This is a genomic window from Pseudoalteromonas rubra, assembly GCF_000238295.3.
Classification (GTDB): Bacteria; Pseudomonadota; Gammaproteobacteria; order Enterobacterales; family Alteromonadaceae; genus Pseudoalteromonas; species Pseudoalteromonas rubra.
The window spans coordinates 464,408-480,636 of record NZ_AHCD03000027.1 but is presented as its reverse complement, the minus strand read 5'-3'; the positions used below and the strand labels follow the sequence as shown (position 1 = coordinate 480,636).

Genomic DNA, 16,229 nt, shown 5'->3' with positions numbered 1-16,229 from the left:
AAATAACAATGAATGCAATGAAAAAAAGCCAGAGCCCAGAACCCGATTACAGCACAGATAAAGACTGCAGGCATGGAATCATCAACAAAGGATCCAATATGGAAACATCCACACGCGCTCAACATTATCACTTCCTGTCCTGGCAGTTTGATGCCAGCCAGGATGAATTGCGCGCGCCTGACAGCCAGGTGGCGGTAAAATTAGAACCTCAGGTTGCCAGGCTACTCGAGCTGTTTGTCACCACGCCGGATCAGGTGCTGTCACGCTCAACGCTGAATGAGGCATTGTGGCCAGACACCATTGTCGAATCTAACAGCCTGTATCAGTTGCTGACTAAATTACGCCGGGTGCTGAATGACAGCGCCAGGCAACCCCGTTTTATCAAAACGGTGCCCAAACGTGGGTACGTGTTTATTGCGCCGGTAGAACGGCATCAGCCGACCTCTCAACTGAACGTGCATACTGATACTGAGATCCAGCGCGCCGCCGGGAGCAATCCTCATATCAGATTCAAAAAGCGCGCACTGATGGCGGCAATACCAGTCGTCACCGCGTGCTTCAGTGCCATAGCCTACTTTTCCACAGTACCTGAGCCAATCACACTCCCCCAGTATGAGGTCGAGGATATAACCTATGAACTGGGACTGGAATTTGATGTTGCAGCCCACACCATGCTGCCGCTATTGGCCTATGTTGACGATTTTAAAACCCTGGTCATCTCAGATAAACAAGGCAATGTCACTCAGCGCCTGCATTTTGACGACCGGGTCGCCAAACCAGCCTGGCACCCCACTAAAGGCTGGCTGGCATTTTGGCAATATCAGGGAGATGGCTGTACCCTATTGATTGTCAATGCGCATGGGCAACAACTAAATCAGTCGCAGGCCATCCCCTGTTATCATATTCAGGCACCCAGCTGGCAATCAGACACCCTGCTTATTGCCACGGTACGCACCCAAGCAGGGACACTCCCTTATCAGTATAATATTGATAATAATAAATATATTTCTATTCCACTCAAGCTGAACGACGATGAAAAGCTCATCACAACACTACGAGGCTGGGACAACCAAACCTACTACCTGATCAAAGATGCCAGTCAACACAGCCGCCTGGTTACCCTCGACGGTAAAGTTCAGATGCGCTGGTCTTACCCTGTCTGGTTGATTGCCTACGATCCTAAGCACCACAGCATGATCACCAATGACAACAGCAAGCATCATAATCTGATTGCCACCACCCGCGATGGACATGAATACCCGGTTATTGCCACACCGCAGGGGATTTTCAGTAGTCTGAGTGTTGACGACGAGGGCAACATCTTTAGTGCCGCAGAAAGCTGGCAGGTGAATATTCGTGACAAAGACAATCTGCCAATTTTCTCGAGCTCAAGCCATGACTATCTGCCGGTTACCAATAGCCTCGGCGAAACCGCCTTTATGTCACGCCGCACTGGCGCCTGCGAGATTTATCTGCACAGTCATGATCGGGTTATTCAGCTCACGCATCACAAAGGCAGTGACTACGTGAACTTTGTCACCTGGAGCCCTGACAACGCTTACATCCTTGCCAATCGCGAAACACGATTATTACTGCTCGACCGCACCGGTGTGCAGAAAACCTTTACGCCTCAGCTTTCACTGCCTCTCAGACACTTTGGCTGGTTAGATACCGATACCTTGTGGGCCACAGATGGTCATGAGGTCGTTATTTACAGTAAAAGCGGGCAATTCAAACACCGTGTTGCTATCGCATCTGACCTGATACTATACGACTATCAAACCCAAAACTGGCTGATTTTTAAAGACTCGATGATTTATCGCACAAAAGATCTGGCGAGCACGTTTGAAGATGAAATGCCGCTCACTACGCTTGAGCCCGAGGCTTATCATCAGGTGACCAACCCCAGGCTAAGAGATGGCTTCCTGTACTGGCAAAGTGCCTGGTCTAAGACAGATCATATCTGGCGCTTGGCGCTTGATGGCAAAACCCAGCCAGAACTCCTGAAAACGCAAAACTTGTTATGGCACTATGACATCGCAGCGGATGGCACTTTACTGATTGCCAAAATGGAATCTGTCGAAGGAGACATCAAACGTCTGAGCCAAAAACCCGGAGCAAATTAGCATCCACAGCTCAATCCTGCTGAGGAATGAACTCACCCTTGATCAGCCGTTGCCACTGACGCTCAAACTCGCCTGACGCTTTGAGCTTTTCCAGGCTGGCATTAAAACGTGTGCGCAGCGCCCTGCTGCTCGCTAGAGATTTTGGAAACAGTACATGCGCCCGATAGTTTAAAAAAGGCTTAGGGTGCGCCTGTATCTGGTCTTTCGGCATAGATGGAAAGTGTTCTGCCAGTAAGCTTTGCATCGCTGTTTCACTGAGCAAAATCAAATCAACGCGATCATTAAGCAGCATGTTGAGGTTAAGCCGGTCATTGCTGACCATAATCACATCCAGCTCCCCCTTTTGCATCGCCTGATGAAACTCTGGTACATATTCGTATCCTAAAATCGCGCCTATCCGATAAGGCTTGAGATCATCAATGCTGTGCCATTGTGGCAACGGCGTCTCAGCCCTGAAATAGAGTAACAGCTGGCCACGATAGAGCTCATCGCTACAATAAAAGTGTTGTTGATATTCGCGCTCGCATACCCAGTAAGACGCCATGTCATACTTACCTTGCTGCGCAGCCTGAAAACTGCGCTTCCAGGGCAAATAAACAAACTCAGCGCTCAGGCCCGCCTCTGCAAGTACCTGACGTATGAGGTGATTGACAAAGCCATCGTCAACAAGCTGACTGCCGGTAAACGGTGGATACTCCCCAGTTGCAATGCGAACAGGTTCACTTGCCCGTGCAAAACTACAACCAACCAGCATCAATAAAACCAGGGTCCAGTGCATGTTGCTTCACGACAATAAACTAAGCCTTGCTGATACTATAGATGTACCTGACTGATCGCGCTATGTGGCTTGTCAGACTGAAACAACAAAGCACAAGGGCTTTTAATACCGACCTAGAGTGATTGTCTAAAATGTGTGAGATGCAAGCACAAAAAAGTGAGTGTGCTTTTTAACTTAAGCTCAGGAAACAGCTTTATGTGATATACACCAACATAAAACAATGAACTATTAATGGCATAGACTGTTGTTATAAGTCCTTATCTTGGCGCTTCTTAGCGAATTGCCAACCATATAAACAAGCAATCAGCATGCTAATGGCGCTAAACAACGAGCTGACTTCTCTTTGCAGTATGGAAATAAGAACCAGCAAAATTGAGCATATTCCGAAAAAACACAACACAATTTAAGGCCATGATTGCTTAATAACCCCCCCCTTTACGAGGTTTATTAAAAACCAATCGACAACCTAGTTTGCCAAACCACCAAGAGCACAAGGCCAACGCAAGTGAGCCTAAAACAGCAATAAAACCAAATGCAGAATTCGCTAAAACCACACCAATCAAAGCTGTAAAAACGAGCGCAATGAAAAGAAGTACTAAACCGACACAGATCTCCATACCTCTGCCTGATGGTTGCTCATAAAAGTTCATGTGACTCCAAGGACATAACACCAGGCTAAATTGAGACACCAAGTGGAACTGAGCCTAGCTTCAATCATCTCTCTTAATTACTTTGCCCGGTGGCTTTTTGAGAAAACCACACAAGCACGAACAAATTCATAGAATAAAACGATAGTCGCAAATATTAAACAATGATCTGCGGTTGAAACATAAGAATCACCACAATCCCCGTTATACGCAGTTCTGGTGTAAACGAGTGAACCAACTATCAGAGCAATAGTGACTACTAAAATATAAGCCTTGTTCCTAGTTCTGCATAATCGAACAAAGCTGGCGACAGTAACCAGAATAAGTGCAGCAATTGCGTAAGGATCCGCATGCGCAAAACTTCGCTCATAGGCACTTCCATCAAAACAAGCTATTGATGAAAAGGGATAAAAACACAAAAAAATAGCGGCGAATTTAATCGTTTTCACTGTCGCTTAGTGACCTGTAGTTATGTTAAGGGGAAAGAAAAGCACTACCAAAGCTGCCGCGCTCACCTCAGTTGCCAATAACAACGCACGGTAAAGACGCCACGCATTACAACTTCTTATCGGTCATTTTCTGTCGTTCTTTTGCCCACAGTCTATCAGACCTAAATGCATACATAAAAACGGGATAAGATATAAACAAAAGTAAGCCAAATGTCCCCAGAGAAAACACCAGCTGAATTAAGCTTAAGTGATTAATTGTAAATGCAACTCCCCACAAAACAACCAAACTACCCGGAACTAAAATCGTAAGTACGAAGATTAGGATAGCTATTGCTTTGCTTCCAATTGCAACCCCGTAAGCATAACCATACATAGGTATCAGTATTGAACAGTACAATATAAGCGATACAAAAGTGTTAAGTTCTATATGCTCGTTAAATGATAAGCCAATAAACTCAAGTGCAGTGATGAAGGCTGAAAAGCCAAACAGTATTTTCCATTTTTTCACAACTATCCCCTTAATGCATCACGCCTCAATCAACGGTAAAAAGTAGCAGGCAAAACTCTAATCAAGCGCCACCTGTAACCCGTATTCTTCACAAAGTTCAAGCTTGGCAATAGCATCTTTAATCTTTATCACCGTCCCCATGTATTCGGCCTTAGCTGCCAGCAAATCAAAGTCACATTTTGCGTGCAGTTCTTTCAGATGATTTTTAATACTTTAACTGCTGGATTTATCAATGCAATCCCCTTCAAATCTTCAGGGCATAAACTGACAAGGCGCTTATATTATATGACTTTATCGCCAATATAAGTAAGTGGTCACAAACTAAGTTACGGATTACAAATAGGATACCAAGACTGATTAGGCGCAGGCTTTGTTGTAATTATACACGGCGCAAATAACCGACCTCACTGATAACAAATGGCGAACTTATCACACACTATTTTTTACTGGCCGGACAAAGGGGGTTTAAGGGCTTTTGGCTTTGGATAAAACAAAGATAAAGAGAATTATAAGCTTAAATGAGGAATGATATTGGGATGAGGATACAGAGTTTTACTGAACTTTATAAAAAGTGGCGGAGTGGACGGGACTCGAACCCGCGACCCCCGGCGTGACAGGCCGGTATTCTAACCAACTGAACTACCACTCCGCAGTGGTATGACTTTTTATGCTTATATCAAATGGCGGAGTGGACGGGACTCGAACCCGCGACCCCCGGCGTGACAGGCCGGTATTCTAACCAACTGAACTACCACTCCGCAGAGATATAATGCAATTTTTTACTCGTTAAAATGTTGGCGGAGTGGACGGGACTCGAACCCGCGACCCCCGGCGTGACAGGCCGGTATTCTAACCAACTGAACTACCACTCCACGAGTAAATAACGATGTTAGTGACGTCGTTTTGTCATAAATTCAGACTACATTGAGTCTGATAATCCAAACTAAACCCTGGCTAGATGGCGGAGTGGACGGGACTCGAACCCGCGACCCCCGGCGTGACAGGCCGGTATTCTAACCAACTGAACTACCACTCCACGGTGGTTTAGCTCGGTGTACTTCTTAAAGATGTTGGCGGAGTGGACGGGACTCGAACCCGCGACCCCCGGCGTGACAGGCCGGTATTCTAACCAACTGAACTACCACTCCAAAGAAGTACTGCACAGGATAAGCGATTGGCGGAGTGGACGGGACTCGAACCCGCGACCCCCGGCGTGACAGGCCGGTATTCTAACCAACTGAACTACCACTCCAGCGTGCGCTTATAGAGAAAAAGTATTCGTTTTGTCATAAATTCAGACTACATTGAGTCTGATAATCCAAACTAAACCCTGGCTAGATGGCGGAGTGGACGGGACTCGAACCCGCGACCCCCGGCGTGACAGGCCGGTATTCTAACCAACTGAACTACCACTCCACGGTGGTTTAGCTCGGTGTACTTCTTAAAGATGTTGGCGGAGTGGACGGGACTCGAACCCGCGACCCCCGGCGTGACAGGCCGGTATTCTAACCAACTGAACTACCACTCCGCAGTGGTATGACTTTTTATGCTTATATCAAATGGCGGAGTGGACGGGACTCGAACCCGCGACCCCCGGCGTGACAGGCCGGTATTCTAACCAACTGAACTACCACTCCACGGTGGTTTAGCTCGGTGTACTTCTTAAAGATGTTGGCGGAGTGGACGGGACTCGAACCCGCGACCCCCGGCGTGACAGGCCGGTATTCTAACCAACTGAACTACCACTCCACGGTGGTTTAGCTCGGTGTACTTCTTAAAGATGTTGGCGGAGTGGACGGGACTCGAACCCGCGACCCCCGGCGTGACAGGCCGGTATTCTAACCAACTGAACTACCACTCCACGGTGGTTTAGCTCGGTGTACTTCTTAAAGATGTTGGCGGAGTGGACGGGACTCGAACCCGCGACCCCCGGCGTGACAGGCCGGTATTCTAACCAACTGAACTACCACTCCACGGTGGTTTAGCTCGGTGTACTTCTTAAAGATGTTGGCGGAGTGGACGGGACTCGAACCCGCGACCCCCGGCGTGACAGGCCGGTATTCTAACCAACTGAACTACCACTCCACGGTGGTTTAGCTCGGTGTACTTCTTAAAGATGTTGGCGGAGTGGACGGGACTCGAACCCGCGACCCCCGGCGTGACAGGCCGGTATTCTAACCAACTGAACTACCACTCCACGGTGGTTTAGCTCGGTGTACTTCTTAAAGATGTTGGCGGAGTGGACGGGACTCGAACCCGCGACCCCCGGCGTGACAGGCCGGTATTCTAACCAACTGAACTACCACTCCACGGTGGTTTAGCTCGGTGTACTTCTTAAAGATGTTGGCGGAGTGGACGGGACTCGAACCCGCGACCCCCGGCGTGACAGGCCGGTATTCTAACCAACTGAACTACCACTCCGCAGTGGTATGACTTTTTATGCTTATATCAAATGGCGGAGTGGACGGGACTCGAACCCGCGACCCCCGGCGTGACAGGCCGGTATTCTAACCAACTGAACTACCACTCCAAAGAAGTACTGCACAGGATAAGATGTTGGCGGAGTGGACGGGACTCGAACCCGCGACCCCCGGCGTGACAGGCCGGTATTCTAACCAACTGAACTACCACTCCGCAGCATCTTGTTCTCTCGCTGTTCAGGTGTGCTCCCTGACAGCGGCGTGAATAATACGAATGCCCCCCTTAAGAGTCAACACCTTTTTTGAAAAAATCGGGGATTTTTAGTCATCCGACATCGAAAGGTTCAAAATATCAGCTGATTTGTCATTTTTTGAACTTGGTTTGCCAGAGTTTTCTGTATCCTGATCTAACTCTTCCAAATCTAACTGCTTTTTCTTACCGATAAAGGGCAGGCTTATTTTAATTTTGATGGGCTTTTTCTGTACAAAAATACGCACGGCCAGCCAACCCAACAGCAGGATCAGCAAATTGCCAACAACCACAATGGCGACAATGGCACCGGTACTGAGACCCGGTTCCGGTTCAGGCGGTGCGACCACACGCTGAGTTGGACGCTCTGACTCAGGTAACTCTGGTACTTTTTCAATGGGGCGTTCTATTTCAAAGTTATAATCTGGCAAGCGGGCCATAAACTCTCGGCCGTTGATGTTTTCACCAAAGGCGGACAACTCCACACTGTATCGACCCCAGTCATAGTTTTTAATTGCCAGCTGACGGTACAAACGTTCTTCACCATTGAGGGTGAACATTTGCTCTTCACCATTGGGGTACAAGATTTTGCCCTGAAAGATCACAGTTTCCGGTTTCACCACCTCGGACTCCAGCCTGATAGTCAGCTGGTGCTCAAACTCTTCCTGCCCTGCCAGCATCAATTCAAAAGAAAAAGGTGGCTCTGCAATAATGATGGGATCTTTCACTACGCGACGTTTGAGGATGGGCGTTTCTATATAGAATTCGGGTTGCCACTCACCGGCTGGAAAATTCAGACGAAACTCACCAGTAAAGATGCCATCCAGAGGGCGCTCATCAAATTCCCGGCCATCATCTTTAAATTCGGCCACACTTTGCGTGCCCGCACCAAAGTTAGCGTACTGATCATTATTAGTGCTGACAAACTCGACATACAGAGTAACAACATCACGGAAGTAACCAATATCGACAGGTTGGCTATCGTTGGTGACTTGTCCCTGAATTTTCAGCATTTCACCACGGAATATCAAAGGCGGTAAGGGGTCAACCTGCAACTCAATATCCCCTAATACCATGACCCGGCTGTCCTGGCGGATCTGGCCTAACACCTGCCATGGACCAGGCATAGGATCGGTCACTATCACCAGGTCATAACTGATCTCGTCATACCATTCGAGCTTCTCGTCAGCAATGGCATGCGTGGCGTAGTATTTACTGCCGTCCGGTTTTACCAGCACCACTGCAGGCGTACCGGGGGCACGAAAAAACAATAGCGTAATTTTCTTAACATTGTGGTCAATGCGAAAGCGGTTATCCAGTAAAGGGATTTCATTGACCTTGCCGTCTCGCTCAAGCAACGTAATTTGCGGTGTGTCGGCCATCATCTTCACGCTAAACACTGCGCAATATAACAACATCAATCCTGTTAAGCCGATCCGCATGCCACTTTACCTCATCATAAATTAATCGTTCTCTTGCACTACAGGTGCGAGCCTGAGTGCAGCTACTGCTGCCACAAACTCTGCCCGCAGGCTTTATTGACCAGCTCCATGCGCGCTTCATGCGCATCTAACTCTTCTGCCGTCGCCAGCACCACATTCAGCGGCGCACGCTCAGCACTCAAACGACGGATCCCCCCGCCACTACCCTGCTGTGCCTGTTCATTGTGCTGAGCCAGATTAAGCTTCTTCTGGCCCCCTGTCATAGCCAGGTAGACATCCGATAAAATCTCGGAATCCAGTAAAGCGCCGTGCAATGTTCGTTTTGAGTTATCTATATCATAACGGCGACATAAAGCATCAAGGCTGTTCTTCTGACCCGGATGCAAGTCCCGCGCCATCACCAGGGTATCGAGTACCTCACATACCTCATGAGTTTTTGCAAACCCCTGATTTAGCATAGCAAACTCATGATCCATAAAGCCGACGTCGAACGGCGCGTTGTGGATCACCAGTTCGGCACCCTGAATATAGTCATAAAACTCTTGCGCAACGTGGTGGAAGAAAGGTTTGTCTCGCAGGAACTCATTGGTAATACCGTGAACGTCAATGGCCTCTTCTTCAATACTACGTTGTGGGTTGATGTAGACATGGAAATTGTTGCCAGTCAGGCGACGATTCACTAATTCCACACACCCGATCTCGATGATCCGGTGACCTTCTTTGGGGTCAATGCCCGTGGTTTCTGTATCCAGTACTATTTGTCTTTTATGCATATCGTCGATTGCCTAACTTTGCTATGGTTAGCGTCTATTGGAGTATTTTACATAAAAACAGGCAAATTCGTGCAAAAATCCGTAGAGATCTATACCGACGGCTCCTGCTTGGGCAACCCGGGTCCTGGCGGCTATGGTGTGTACCTCAGTTACCAAGGTCATGAAAAGACCCTCAACGCCGGATATCGGCTTACCACAAATAACCGCATGGAGATGCTGGCAGCCATAGTTGCCCTCGAAACACTCAAGCGTCCATGCCAGGTGATCCTGTACACAGACAGTCAATATGTGAAACAGGGGATCGAATCCTGGCTGGCCAACTGGAAAAAGCGCAACTGGAAAACAGCCGCTAAAAAGCCAGTTAAAAATGTCGACCTATGGCAACGACTGGACGCTGCGGTTCAGCGTCACACCATTGAGTGGCGTTGGGTTAAGGGCCATGCAGGCAACAAATACAATGAACTGGTGGACGACCTGGCACGCGAAGCCGCTGGCGGTGCGGATCTGCAAGAAGATACCGGTTACCAGAGCGAGTAACCGACTAACTTTGTTCCTGATTACGACTGTGCTTCAGTCGCGCGCCTTTTACCGCTGGTGTCCATTTAGGACGCGCATGCCATTTGGGTTTAATCGGCGTTAAAGGTGCGACTCGTTTGCGGGCCACCAGCAAATAAACACTGCCCATCGGCTTCATGTAATGACGACAAAAACGTCGCCAGGGCGCAAAACGCGACAGCCGTGAACCTCTTGCCAGTGACGCATGAACGAATCGCTCATCGGCAAGAATTTCAAATCCCAGCAGATCCAGCCAGTCCTTAACCCGGGACGGGGTAAAAAAGCGTCCTGACCAGGGCAGTTTTTCTTTGCTAAATGGCAGCAAATGCGCCAGTCCACACAGACTAAATGGATTAAATCCGCTGATCACGATATACCCACCCGGGATCAGTGTTCGGTGTGCCTCGCGTAAAATATGATGGGGATCAGAATGATACTCCAGACATTGGCTGAGAATGCAGGCGTCTACGCTGTGTTCGTAAAAAGGTAACTCATCAATTTCTGCTAACACGCCAACATGTCCCCCCTCTGGCGCAACACAAATCTGATGACTGATAGGACTTAGTGACGTATCCAACTGACCACTCAGGCAGCCCAGCTTAAGCATATGATAGCCAAACATTCGGGGCAGCCAATGGGCCATCCGCCTTTCTATGCCTGCGCGCACATAATCTCCATGTGGAAAGTCCTGCCACTGGTAGGGTTTCGGCCCCTGCTGAAAACTTAGAGCTGGTTTCATGATACGCACTCGCTATACTTGTTACACCTTCACTTTATAGAGCAATGAGTTATGGCGCAAGTCGCAGTGCAAATCCACCCCATCAACGCCTTCAATGACAATTATATCTGGGCAATATGTCCGTCAGATAGCAATTTAATGTGGGTTGTGGACCCCGGGCAAAGCGAGCCCGTTATTGAATTCGCCACAGCACAACACAAACAGCTGGCAGGCATCTTAGTCACGCACCATCACTGGGATCATACCGATGGCATTGCACCTTTGCAGGCGCACTATGGCAGCCTGCCCGTCTATGGCCCAAAAAATACGCCATTTGGTGGCATCACACACCCTTTAAAGGACGGTGATAAGGTCGCCATTGCCGGGCTAGACTTTATCATTGCTCATACTCCGGGACATACACTGGACCACATCTGCTACCTGGGCACTGAGCTGGCATTTACCGGAGATACCTTATTCAGTGCGGGCTGTGGCCGTTTATTTGAAGGCACTTCTGCACAGATGTGGCGCGCGATGCAAACCCTTGCCCAGCTCCCTCCCGAGTGTAAAATTTACTGCACGCATGAATATACACAGGCTAATCTGGCTTTTGCCGCTGCGGTAGAGCCAGATAATATCGACATTACCAGGTGGCGGGAGTGGGGCCAGACACAACGGGCACAGGCACTACCGACCTTGCCGACCACCATCGCACGTGAGTTAAGCATTAACCCATTTATGCGGGCAAATCTGCCACATATGCTTGATACTGTACCGCCTGAGTTACAAACGGACTGTGATGAAGACTGGCAAAGGCTTGCCGTGCTCAGACAATGGAAGGATAATTTTTAGGCACTGCTTTAATTTTTACAACTAAACAGTTAACATTGACGGGTTTTAGCTGTGGATTTTCTGCGGCACCGTACCCTGACAATGGATCAATGACCGAGTTTTATGAAAAAGCCTCTCTTGCTGCTGTTAATATCAGCACTGTTGAGCGGTTGTCAAACCACGTTCGACAGCCCCACAATTGAACAAGCCGAACAACTGGATCACGCCAGTCCAGCCGAAATCAGCGACACTCTGATGAGTGCCATTCAGGAACCCGTGGAAGCCGATGAGCCACCACCGGTGTTCGACGATGTCTGGGAGCGGATCCGCTATCAGTTGTCTATTGACGTGCCACAAAATCGCCCCGTTGTGGCAGAGCGTAACTACTATCAGCGCCACCAGGCTTACCTGGATCGGATTTCAAAGCGCGCCGAACCTTACCTCTACTATATTGTGGAGGAAGTAGAGAAACGCGAAATGCCGATTGAAATTGCACTGTTGCCAATCGTAGAAAGTGCGTTCGATCCGTTCGGTTATTCTCACCGCAGCGCGTCTGGGATCTGGCAGTTTATGCCGCAAACCGGAGAGCGGTTCGATCTGAAACAAAACTGGTGGTATGACGGTCGTCGCGACATCGTTCAGTCAACTCGCGCCGCACTGGAGTATCTCACTTACCTGCACAAGACACTCGAAGGTGACTGGCTTAATGCCATTGCGGCCTATAACTCAGGAGAGGGGCGATTGCTCAAGGCGATCCGAAAGAATCGTAAAAAGCATTTGCCAACCGATTTCTGGTCTTTAGATTTGCCACGTGAAACCACAGCCTATGTGCCTAAATTGCTTGCCCTGTCTGACTTGTTAAAGCGCCAGGATGAGTTTAATGTCAAATGGAACAAGATCATCAATGCGCAAGTAGTTGATACCGTTGAAGTAGGATCACAAATCGACTTAGCGTTAGCCGCCGAAATGGCCGACATGTCGCTCACTGAGCTTTATCGCCTGAACCCGGGCTTTAACCGCTGGGCCACCGATCCGAACGGGCCACATACCCTGTTGCTGCCGGCAGATAAAATCGAAGCATTTCAAACTCGCCTTGCCAGTACACCAGTCCAAGATCGTCTGCGCTGGCAATACTACACCGTTGCACGCGGTGATAGTTTATCTGTGATTGCCAAGAAGTTTTCCACCAGCACCAGTGCGATCCGTTCACTGAATAAGCTTGATTCACATATGATCCGGGTTGGGCAGAAACTGCTGGTCCCACTGAGCGACGGCGAGTTACAAAGCGAGCATTTACCAGATGCTGTACGCAGCGCTGCGAACAAAACAACACGCAATAAAAAATCCCATACAGTCACCAGTGGCGATACCTTATGGGATATCAGCCGCGAATATGACGTCACCGTCGCGCAGCTTGCCAAATGGAACAAGCTCAAAGCCAACGCAGTGCTTAAGCTGGGACAAAAACTCACCATTTATCAGGAGCAGAGTGCCACTCAGCCTGTCGCAAACACGACCGAACGCACCATAACCTATAAGGTGCGCAAAGGGGACTCTCTGGCACGGATTGCGGCAAAGTTTAATCTCACTGTCAGTGAAATCGTAAAGTGGAACAAGCTTGCCGGTCAGAAGTATCTCTACCCCGGTCAAAAGCTGAAACTGACCGTTGATGTCAAACGCTCATAACGTTAAAAGCCGCTGACAACAGCGGCTTTTTTATTTGCTCTACACATCACGCCTTTATCAAAGGTGTTGCAACCATTTCTGTAGCCAGGGTGCGACCGCCTCATAAGGCTCAAAATGCTCACACGCATCCACATCCAGCCTGGGCTCTGTCACTGTGGCATTGAGTTCCTGAACCAGCGCATCGATCTGGCGCCCGGCACCACAAAAGGTGTCACCGTAACTACTGTCACCCAACGCAACAACCCCTACGGTTTTCCCCGTCAGCATGGGAAACTGACTTTGCATTTGCAATACTAAGGGTAGCAGGTTTTCCGGGATATCGCCTTGTCCGGTTGTTGAAGAGATAAACAGTAAATTGTCCGCTGATTTGACCTGCTCGAGCGTAGGCACGTCGACGATCACTGCGCTATGCCCTTGCTGCTCAATGTCGTTTTTAACTTCGGAGGCTAAGTTTTCTGCATTGCCAAATACTGAGCCAACAAAAAGCGTAATGGATGCCATTATAGATAGTCCTTTTCTGTGTCTGGCCAGCCCAGTTGCTTGCATAAGTTCAGCATTTCTTCTCCCAAGCTGGCGCGAATGGTGATGGGTTGTTGACTATAAGGATGCAAAAACTTGAGCTCAGTTGCAAATAACATCAAACGACGAATACCAAAATGCCCCTGAAAAAAGTGATTTTGCTTGTTATCGCCATGATTCACATCGCCAATTATCGGATGATTCAGGTGATTAAGGTGACGACGGATCTGATGTTTACGACCCGTTTTTGGAAAACACTCCACCAAAGAGTATCGAATGCTGGGGTATTTACCCAACGGTATATTGAGCGTTGCCTGATGCAGACAGTTGAACTGAGTTTGTGCTTCCTGCGGCGCTTTATCCTGATCAGCAAACTTATCAGCAATTTTATCAAGCTGCTCTTTCAAGGGTTTATCAACATAAACATCTTGCGGTGCAAAGCCCCGTACCAAAGCCAGATAGCGCTTTTGCACTGCGCCGTCGATGAAGATCTGATTCATATCACGCGCTGCCTCAGAGCTCAGCGCAAACAACAAGACACCGGAAGTCGGCCGGTCAAGTCTGTGCACTGGGAACACATGCTGCCCCAGCTGGTCCCTGAGCATCTGCATCGCAAACTGCGTTTCACGTTTGTCTAGAAACGAACGATGAACCAGTAAGCCTGAGGGTTTATTAATGGCCACATAATGCTCATCCTGATAAATAATCTCTAACATCCGGGCCTACTCCGAAACAGCTGAGTCTAGGCGCTGTAACACACCCAGCAATGCGCTAAACTGGGGGTGTTGCGCTAAACTGACTTCTGCCATGGGCGCGATGGCCATATTGGCAGGTAAAGGTGCGCCGTTTTGCAACAAAGTACGCATCTTGACGATAAAAACAAACTGTAACCATTGCTCAAACCGTAACGTATCGCAGCAAAATGGCTGAGTAGAATGTAACGCCTGTTCCGAAACGGGCTCTGCCTGCCAAAGTTTAGCCTGGCGCAAAGTGTGTTCGAGCTCATCAAGCAGTTGCCATACTGGGTGATCCATAGTGCTTCCTCAGACAAATACAAAAGCCCCATTATACCCGATCCAATGCGGGCGTTTGTATCTTTATGGTCACCCTTATCAGTCACCAAGAATAAAGTTATAATCGCGCTTCAACGCAATTAAGTGAGATGAAAATGACAGCGCAAATTACGACTTTAGGTGAACTACTAACTTCAGCAGGCACGCAATGGCGCGCCTATGATATTGGCCGTCGCATAACCAAAATCGATAAAAAGCAGTTTGCGCAAATAGAAACCACTCAGGTGCCCTACCCTTACCCACTCGCTGGCCATGCATTATTAGCGATTCAGTTTTGGGACAACCAGGCCACTCAGGACCCCTATGTGTGGTTTTTGAAGCTACCACTGGATGAACAGAGTAAACTGGTTGCAGCCAGCCGTGACCACTTTGCCTCTATGGTCATCGATGCCTTAGGCACTCAGCTCACCGGCGAAGCGGCGCAAGGTAAGCTGGATAACAACCCCTATGTCTATGCACCTAATGCCAATAAACTGGCCGCGTTTAATGCGTTACTGAAAACCGAGCTCAAGCGCCCTGCGTCTCAGTACTATGAATATGCCGAGCTCTATATCGCCGGAAAACTGGGGTTAGATCAGTGGCAAAACCTGGCAGTACAAGGTCTGGCTGACTTTGCCATGCGCCTGGAGCATGGCAACAACCAGAACAATCTCAAGACCCACTGGTCACAATTACCCACAGAAGTTCAGTCACCTCTGGCGGCCATGTTAGAACATGTTGCCATTAGTGTTGAGCTAACCGAGCACTTATTGGCTGGCCTGAAACAAGCCGTGGGCGATCAAGACTCGACTGCGTGTATCAATCATCTCAGAGCTTTATCGGGTAGCCACAGTCTCGGGCTCATCGCTGATGCTGTTGATGCTATATTAGACTCACCACTGGCTGCCCAGGCCGATCTGCAACTCACGATTACTGGACGCTGCTGGGAAACACTGACTGACTCCACAAGGCTCATCAAACTCATGGACAGTGCGGCACATAACACTGAGGTGGACGGCTTATTTGAAAGCATTTTCGCCGATCTAGTTGCAATTCCAACATTGCGCCCACATGTCTTAGCTCTACTTAGAACAGAAAATCGCAGTGAAACACTGTCCAGAGCAATAGGCAGGCTATTTAAACGATGATCACTCTTTGGCTTTTTATTCTTATTGGCGCAATCATTGCGTCATTTTGGTTTGGCCGTCAGATTGCTGAGGCGGCACAACAACACGCTGTGGGACAAGCAGAAAAGCTCAATGTCCAGTTACTCAGTGTCGCTTGTGTAAAACGCAGGCTCGGTGTCCTGAGTAACGGAAAACTGGGAATAAAAAGCCAATTTGCGTTTGAATTCAGTTCAGATCAGCAAAGTGCTTACACCGGCACTATGCATCTTGAAAACCTTCGTCTGAAAAAAATGGATGTTCCACCCCACCGCATGCTGTGATTTCCATAGTCGGGTGACAGATTAAAGT

Annotated in this window: 16 protein-coding genes and 18 tRNA genes; 6 read left to right on the top strand and 28 right to left on the bottom strand. The window is 48.7% G+C overall.

Annotation, left to right across the window (positions count from 1 at the left end; all coding sequences use genetic code 11):
• Positions 1-98 precede the first annotated feature (98 nt).
• Positions 99-2,126: a winged helix-turn-helix domain-containing protein gene (locus PRUB_RS06570; protein WP_162144660.1), complete on the top strand. Its 2,028-nt coding sequence runs from the start codon at positions 99-101 to the stop codon at positions 2,124-2,126.
• A 10-nt stretch (positions 2,127-2,136) separates the two neighbouring features.
• Here PRUB_RS06570 and PRUB_RS06565 read toward each other — a convergent pair whose 3' ends face one another.
• The 24 genes from PRUB_RS06565 to dnaQ all read right to left on the bottom strand — a co-directional run bounded on the left by PRUB_RS06565 (position 2,137) and on the right by dnaQ (position 9,393).
• The gene (locus PRUB_RS06565) at positions 2,137-2,904 is read right to left on the bottom strand and encodes a substrate-binding periplasmic protein (protein WP_010382755.1); all 768 of its coding nucleotides are present in this window, start codon (positions 2,902-2,904) and stop codon (positions 2,137-2,139) included.
• Between the two features lie 419 nt (positions 2,905-3,323).
• On the bottom strand, positions 3,324-3,554 hold the full coding sequence (locus PRUB_RS06560) for a hypothetical protein (RefSeq protein ID WP_010382756.1): 231 nt from the start codon (positions 3,552-3,554) through the stop codon (positions 3,324-3,326).
• 77 nt (positions 3,555-3,631) lie between these two features.
• Positions 3,632-4,000: a hypothetical protein gene (locus PRUB_RS06555; protein ID WP_155946392.1), complete on the bottom strand. Its 369-nt coding sequence runs from the start codon at positions 3,998-4,000 to the stop codon at positions 3,632-3,634.
• Positions 4,001-4,106: 106 nt separating this feature from the next.
• Positions 4,107-4,508 carry a hypothetical protein gene (locus PRUB_RS06550; RefSeq protein WP_010382757.1) on the bottom strand — a complete coding sequence of 134 codons (402 nt, stop codon included), beginning with the start codon at positions 4,506-4,508 and terminating at the stop codon, positions 4,107-4,109.
• Positions 4,509-5,080: 572 nt separating this feature from the next.
• Positions 5,081-5,157, bottom strand: a tRNA-Asp gene (locus tag PRUB_RS06545).
• Between the two features lie 32 nt (positions 5,158-5,189).
• Positions 5,190-5,266, bottom strand: a tRNA-Asp gene (locus PRUB_RS06540).
• A gap of 37 nt (positions 5,267-5,303) precedes the next feature.
• Positions 5,304-5,380, bottom strand: a tRNA-Asp gene (locus PRUB_RS06535).
• Between the two features lie 87 nt (positions 5,381-5,467).
• Positions 5,468-5,544, bottom strand: a tRNA-Asp gene (locus PRUB_RS06530).
• 35 nt (positions 5,545-5,579) lie between these two features.
• Positions 5,580-5,656 (bottom strand) — tRNA-Asp (locus PRUB_RS06525).
• Between the two features lie 27 nt (positions 5,657-5,683).
• Positions 5,684-5,760, bottom strand: a tRNA-Asp gene (locus tag PRUB_RS06520).
• Between the two features lie 87 nt (positions 5,761-5,847).
• Positions 5,848-5,924: transfer RNA gene (locus PRUB_RS06515), tRNA-Asp, on the bottom strand.
• Between the two features lie 35 nt (positions 5,925-5,959).
• A tRNA-Asp gene (locus tag PRUB_RS06510) sits at positions 5,960-6,036 on the bottom strand.
• A gap of 32 nt (positions 6,037-6,068) precedes the next feature.
• Positions 6,069-6,145: transfer RNA gene (locus tag PRUB_RS06505), tRNA-Asp, on the bottom strand.
• A gap of 35 nt (positions 6,146-6,180) precedes the next feature.
• Positions 6,181-6,257, bottom strand: a tRNA-Asp gene (locus tag PRUB_RS06500).
• 35 nt (positions 6,258-6,292) lie between these two features.
• A tRNA-Asp gene (locus PRUB_RS06495) sits at positions 6,293-6,369 on the bottom strand.
• Between the two features lie 35 nt (positions 6,370-6,404).
• Positions 6,405-6,481: transfer RNA gene (locus PRUB_RS06490), tRNA-Asp, on the bottom strand.
• A gap of 35 nt (positions 6,482-6,516) precedes the next feature.
• A tRNA-Asp gene (locus tag PRUB_RS06485) sits at positions 6,517-6,593 on the bottom strand.
• A 35-nt stretch (positions 6,594-6,628) separates the two neighbouring features.
• Positions 6,629-6,705 (bottom strand) — tRNA-Asp (locus tag PRUB_RS06480).
• 35 nt (positions 6,706-6,740) lie between these two features.
• Positions 6,741-6,817: transfer RNA gene (locus PRUB_RS06475), tRNA-Asp, on the bottom strand.
• 35 nt (positions 6,818-6,852) lie between these two features.
• Positions 6,853-6,929 (bottom strand) — tRNA-Asp (locus tag PRUB_RS06470).
• A 32-nt stretch (positions 6,930-6,961) separates the two neighbouring features.
• Positions 6,962-7,038 (bottom strand) — tRNA-Asp (locus PRUB_RS06465).
• Positions 7,039-7,065: 27 nt separating this feature from the next.
• A tRNA-Asp gene (locus PRUB_RS06460) sits at positions 7,066-7,142 on the bottom strand.
• A 107-nt stretch (positions 7,143-7,249) separates the two neighbouring features.
• Positions 7,250-8,596, bottom strand: a complete 1,347-nt coding sequence (locus tag PRUB_RS06455) for a TIGR03503 family protein (RefSeq protein WP_155946394.1) — start codon at positions 8,594-8,596, stop codon at positions 7,250-7,252.
• An 86-nt stretch (positions 8,597-8,682) separates the two neighbouring features.
• Positions 8,683-9,393, bottom strand: a complete 711-nt coding sequence (dnaQ, locus tag PRUB_RS06450) for a DNA polymerase III subunit epsilon (RefSeq protein ID WP_010382759.1) — start codon at positions 9,391-9,393, stop codon at positions 8,683-8,685.
• A gap of 69 nt (positions 9,394-9,462) precedes the next feature.
• On the opposite strand from dnaQ, the gene rnhA reads away from it, so the two are divergent.
• On the top strand, positions 9,463-9,930 hold the full coding sequence (gene rnhA / locus PRUB_RS06445; protein ID WP_010382760.1) for a ribonuclease HI: 468 nt from the start codon (positions 9,463-9,465) through the stop codon (positions 9,928-9,930).
• Positions 9,931-9,934: 4 nt separating this feature from the next.
• On the opposite strand, the gene PRUB_RS06440 is transcribed toward rnhA, so the two are convergent.
• Positions 9,935-10,687 (bottom strand): class I SAM-dependent methyltransferase, encoded by a 753-nt coding sequence (locus tag PRUB_RS06440; protein WP_040645514.1) that lies wholly within the window; start codon positions 10,685-10,687, stop codon positions 9,935-9,937.
• Positions 10,688-10,738: 51 nt separating this feature from the next.
• Here PRUB_RS06440 and gloB point away from each other — a divergent pair, with 51 nt between their 5' ends.
• Positions 10,739-11,518 carry a hydroxyacylglutathione hydrolase gene (gene gloB / locus PRUB_RS06435; protein WP_010382762.1) on the top strand — a complete coding sequence of 260 codons (780 nt, stop codon included), beginning with the start codon at positions 10,739-10,741 and terminating at the stop codon, positions 11,516-11,518.
• Between the two features lie 102 nt (positions 11,519-11,620).
• Complete coding sequence (locus PRUB_RS06430) at positions 11,621-13,183, top strand: lytic transglycosylase (RefSeq protein ID WP_010382764.1); 1,563 nt, start codon at positions 11,621-11,623, stop codon at positions 13,181-13,183.
• Positions 13,184-13,240: 57 nt separating this feature from the next.
• Here the strand turns inward: PRUB_RS06430 and PRUB_RS06425 are convergent, their stop codons facing one another.
• From PRUB_RS06425 to PRUB_RS06415, 3 genes are read right to left on the bottom strand one after another with little or no spacing between them, the layout of a single operon-like run.
• Positions 13,241-13,684, bottom strand: a complete 444-nt coding sequence (locus PRUB_RS06425; RefSeq protein WP_010382766.1) for a flavodoxin domain-containing protein — start codon at positions 13,682-13,684, stop codon at positions 13,241-13,243.
• Positions 13,684-14,418, bottom strand: a complete 735-nt coding sequence (truC, locus tag PRUB_RS06420; protein WP_010382768.1) for a tRNA pseudouridine(65) synthase TruC — start codon at positions 14,416-14,418, stop codon at positions 13,684-13,686. Before truC ends, PRUB_RS06425 begins: the two co-directional genes overlap by 1 nt.
• Before the next feature lie 6 nt (positions 14,419-14,424).
• Positions 14,425-14,736, bottom strand: a complete 312-nt coding sequence (locus tag PRUB_RS06415; RefSeq protein ID WP_010382769.1) for a YqcC family protein — start codon at positions 14,734-14,736, stop codon at positions 14,425-14,427.
• Between the two features lie 134 nt (positions 14,737-14,870).
• Here PRUB_RS06415 and PRUB_RS06410 point away from each other — a divergent pair, with 134 nt between their 5' ends.
• The gene (locus tag PRUB_RS06410; RefSeq protein ID WP_010382771.1) at positions 14,871-15,902 is read left to right on the top strand and encodes a DUF3549 family protein; all 1,032 of its coding nucleotides are present in this window, start codon (positions 14,871-14,873) and stop codon (positions 15,900-15,902) included.
• Entirely contained in the window at positions 15,899-16,201 is a 303-nt protein-coding gene (locus tag PRUB_RS06405) for a DUF3301 domain-containing protein (RefSeq protein ID WP_010382772.1), read from the top strand. Before PRUB_RS06410 ends, PRUB_RS06405 begins: the two co-directional genes overlap by 4 nt.
• The last annotated feature ends 28 nt before the right edge of the window (positions 16,202-16,229 follow it).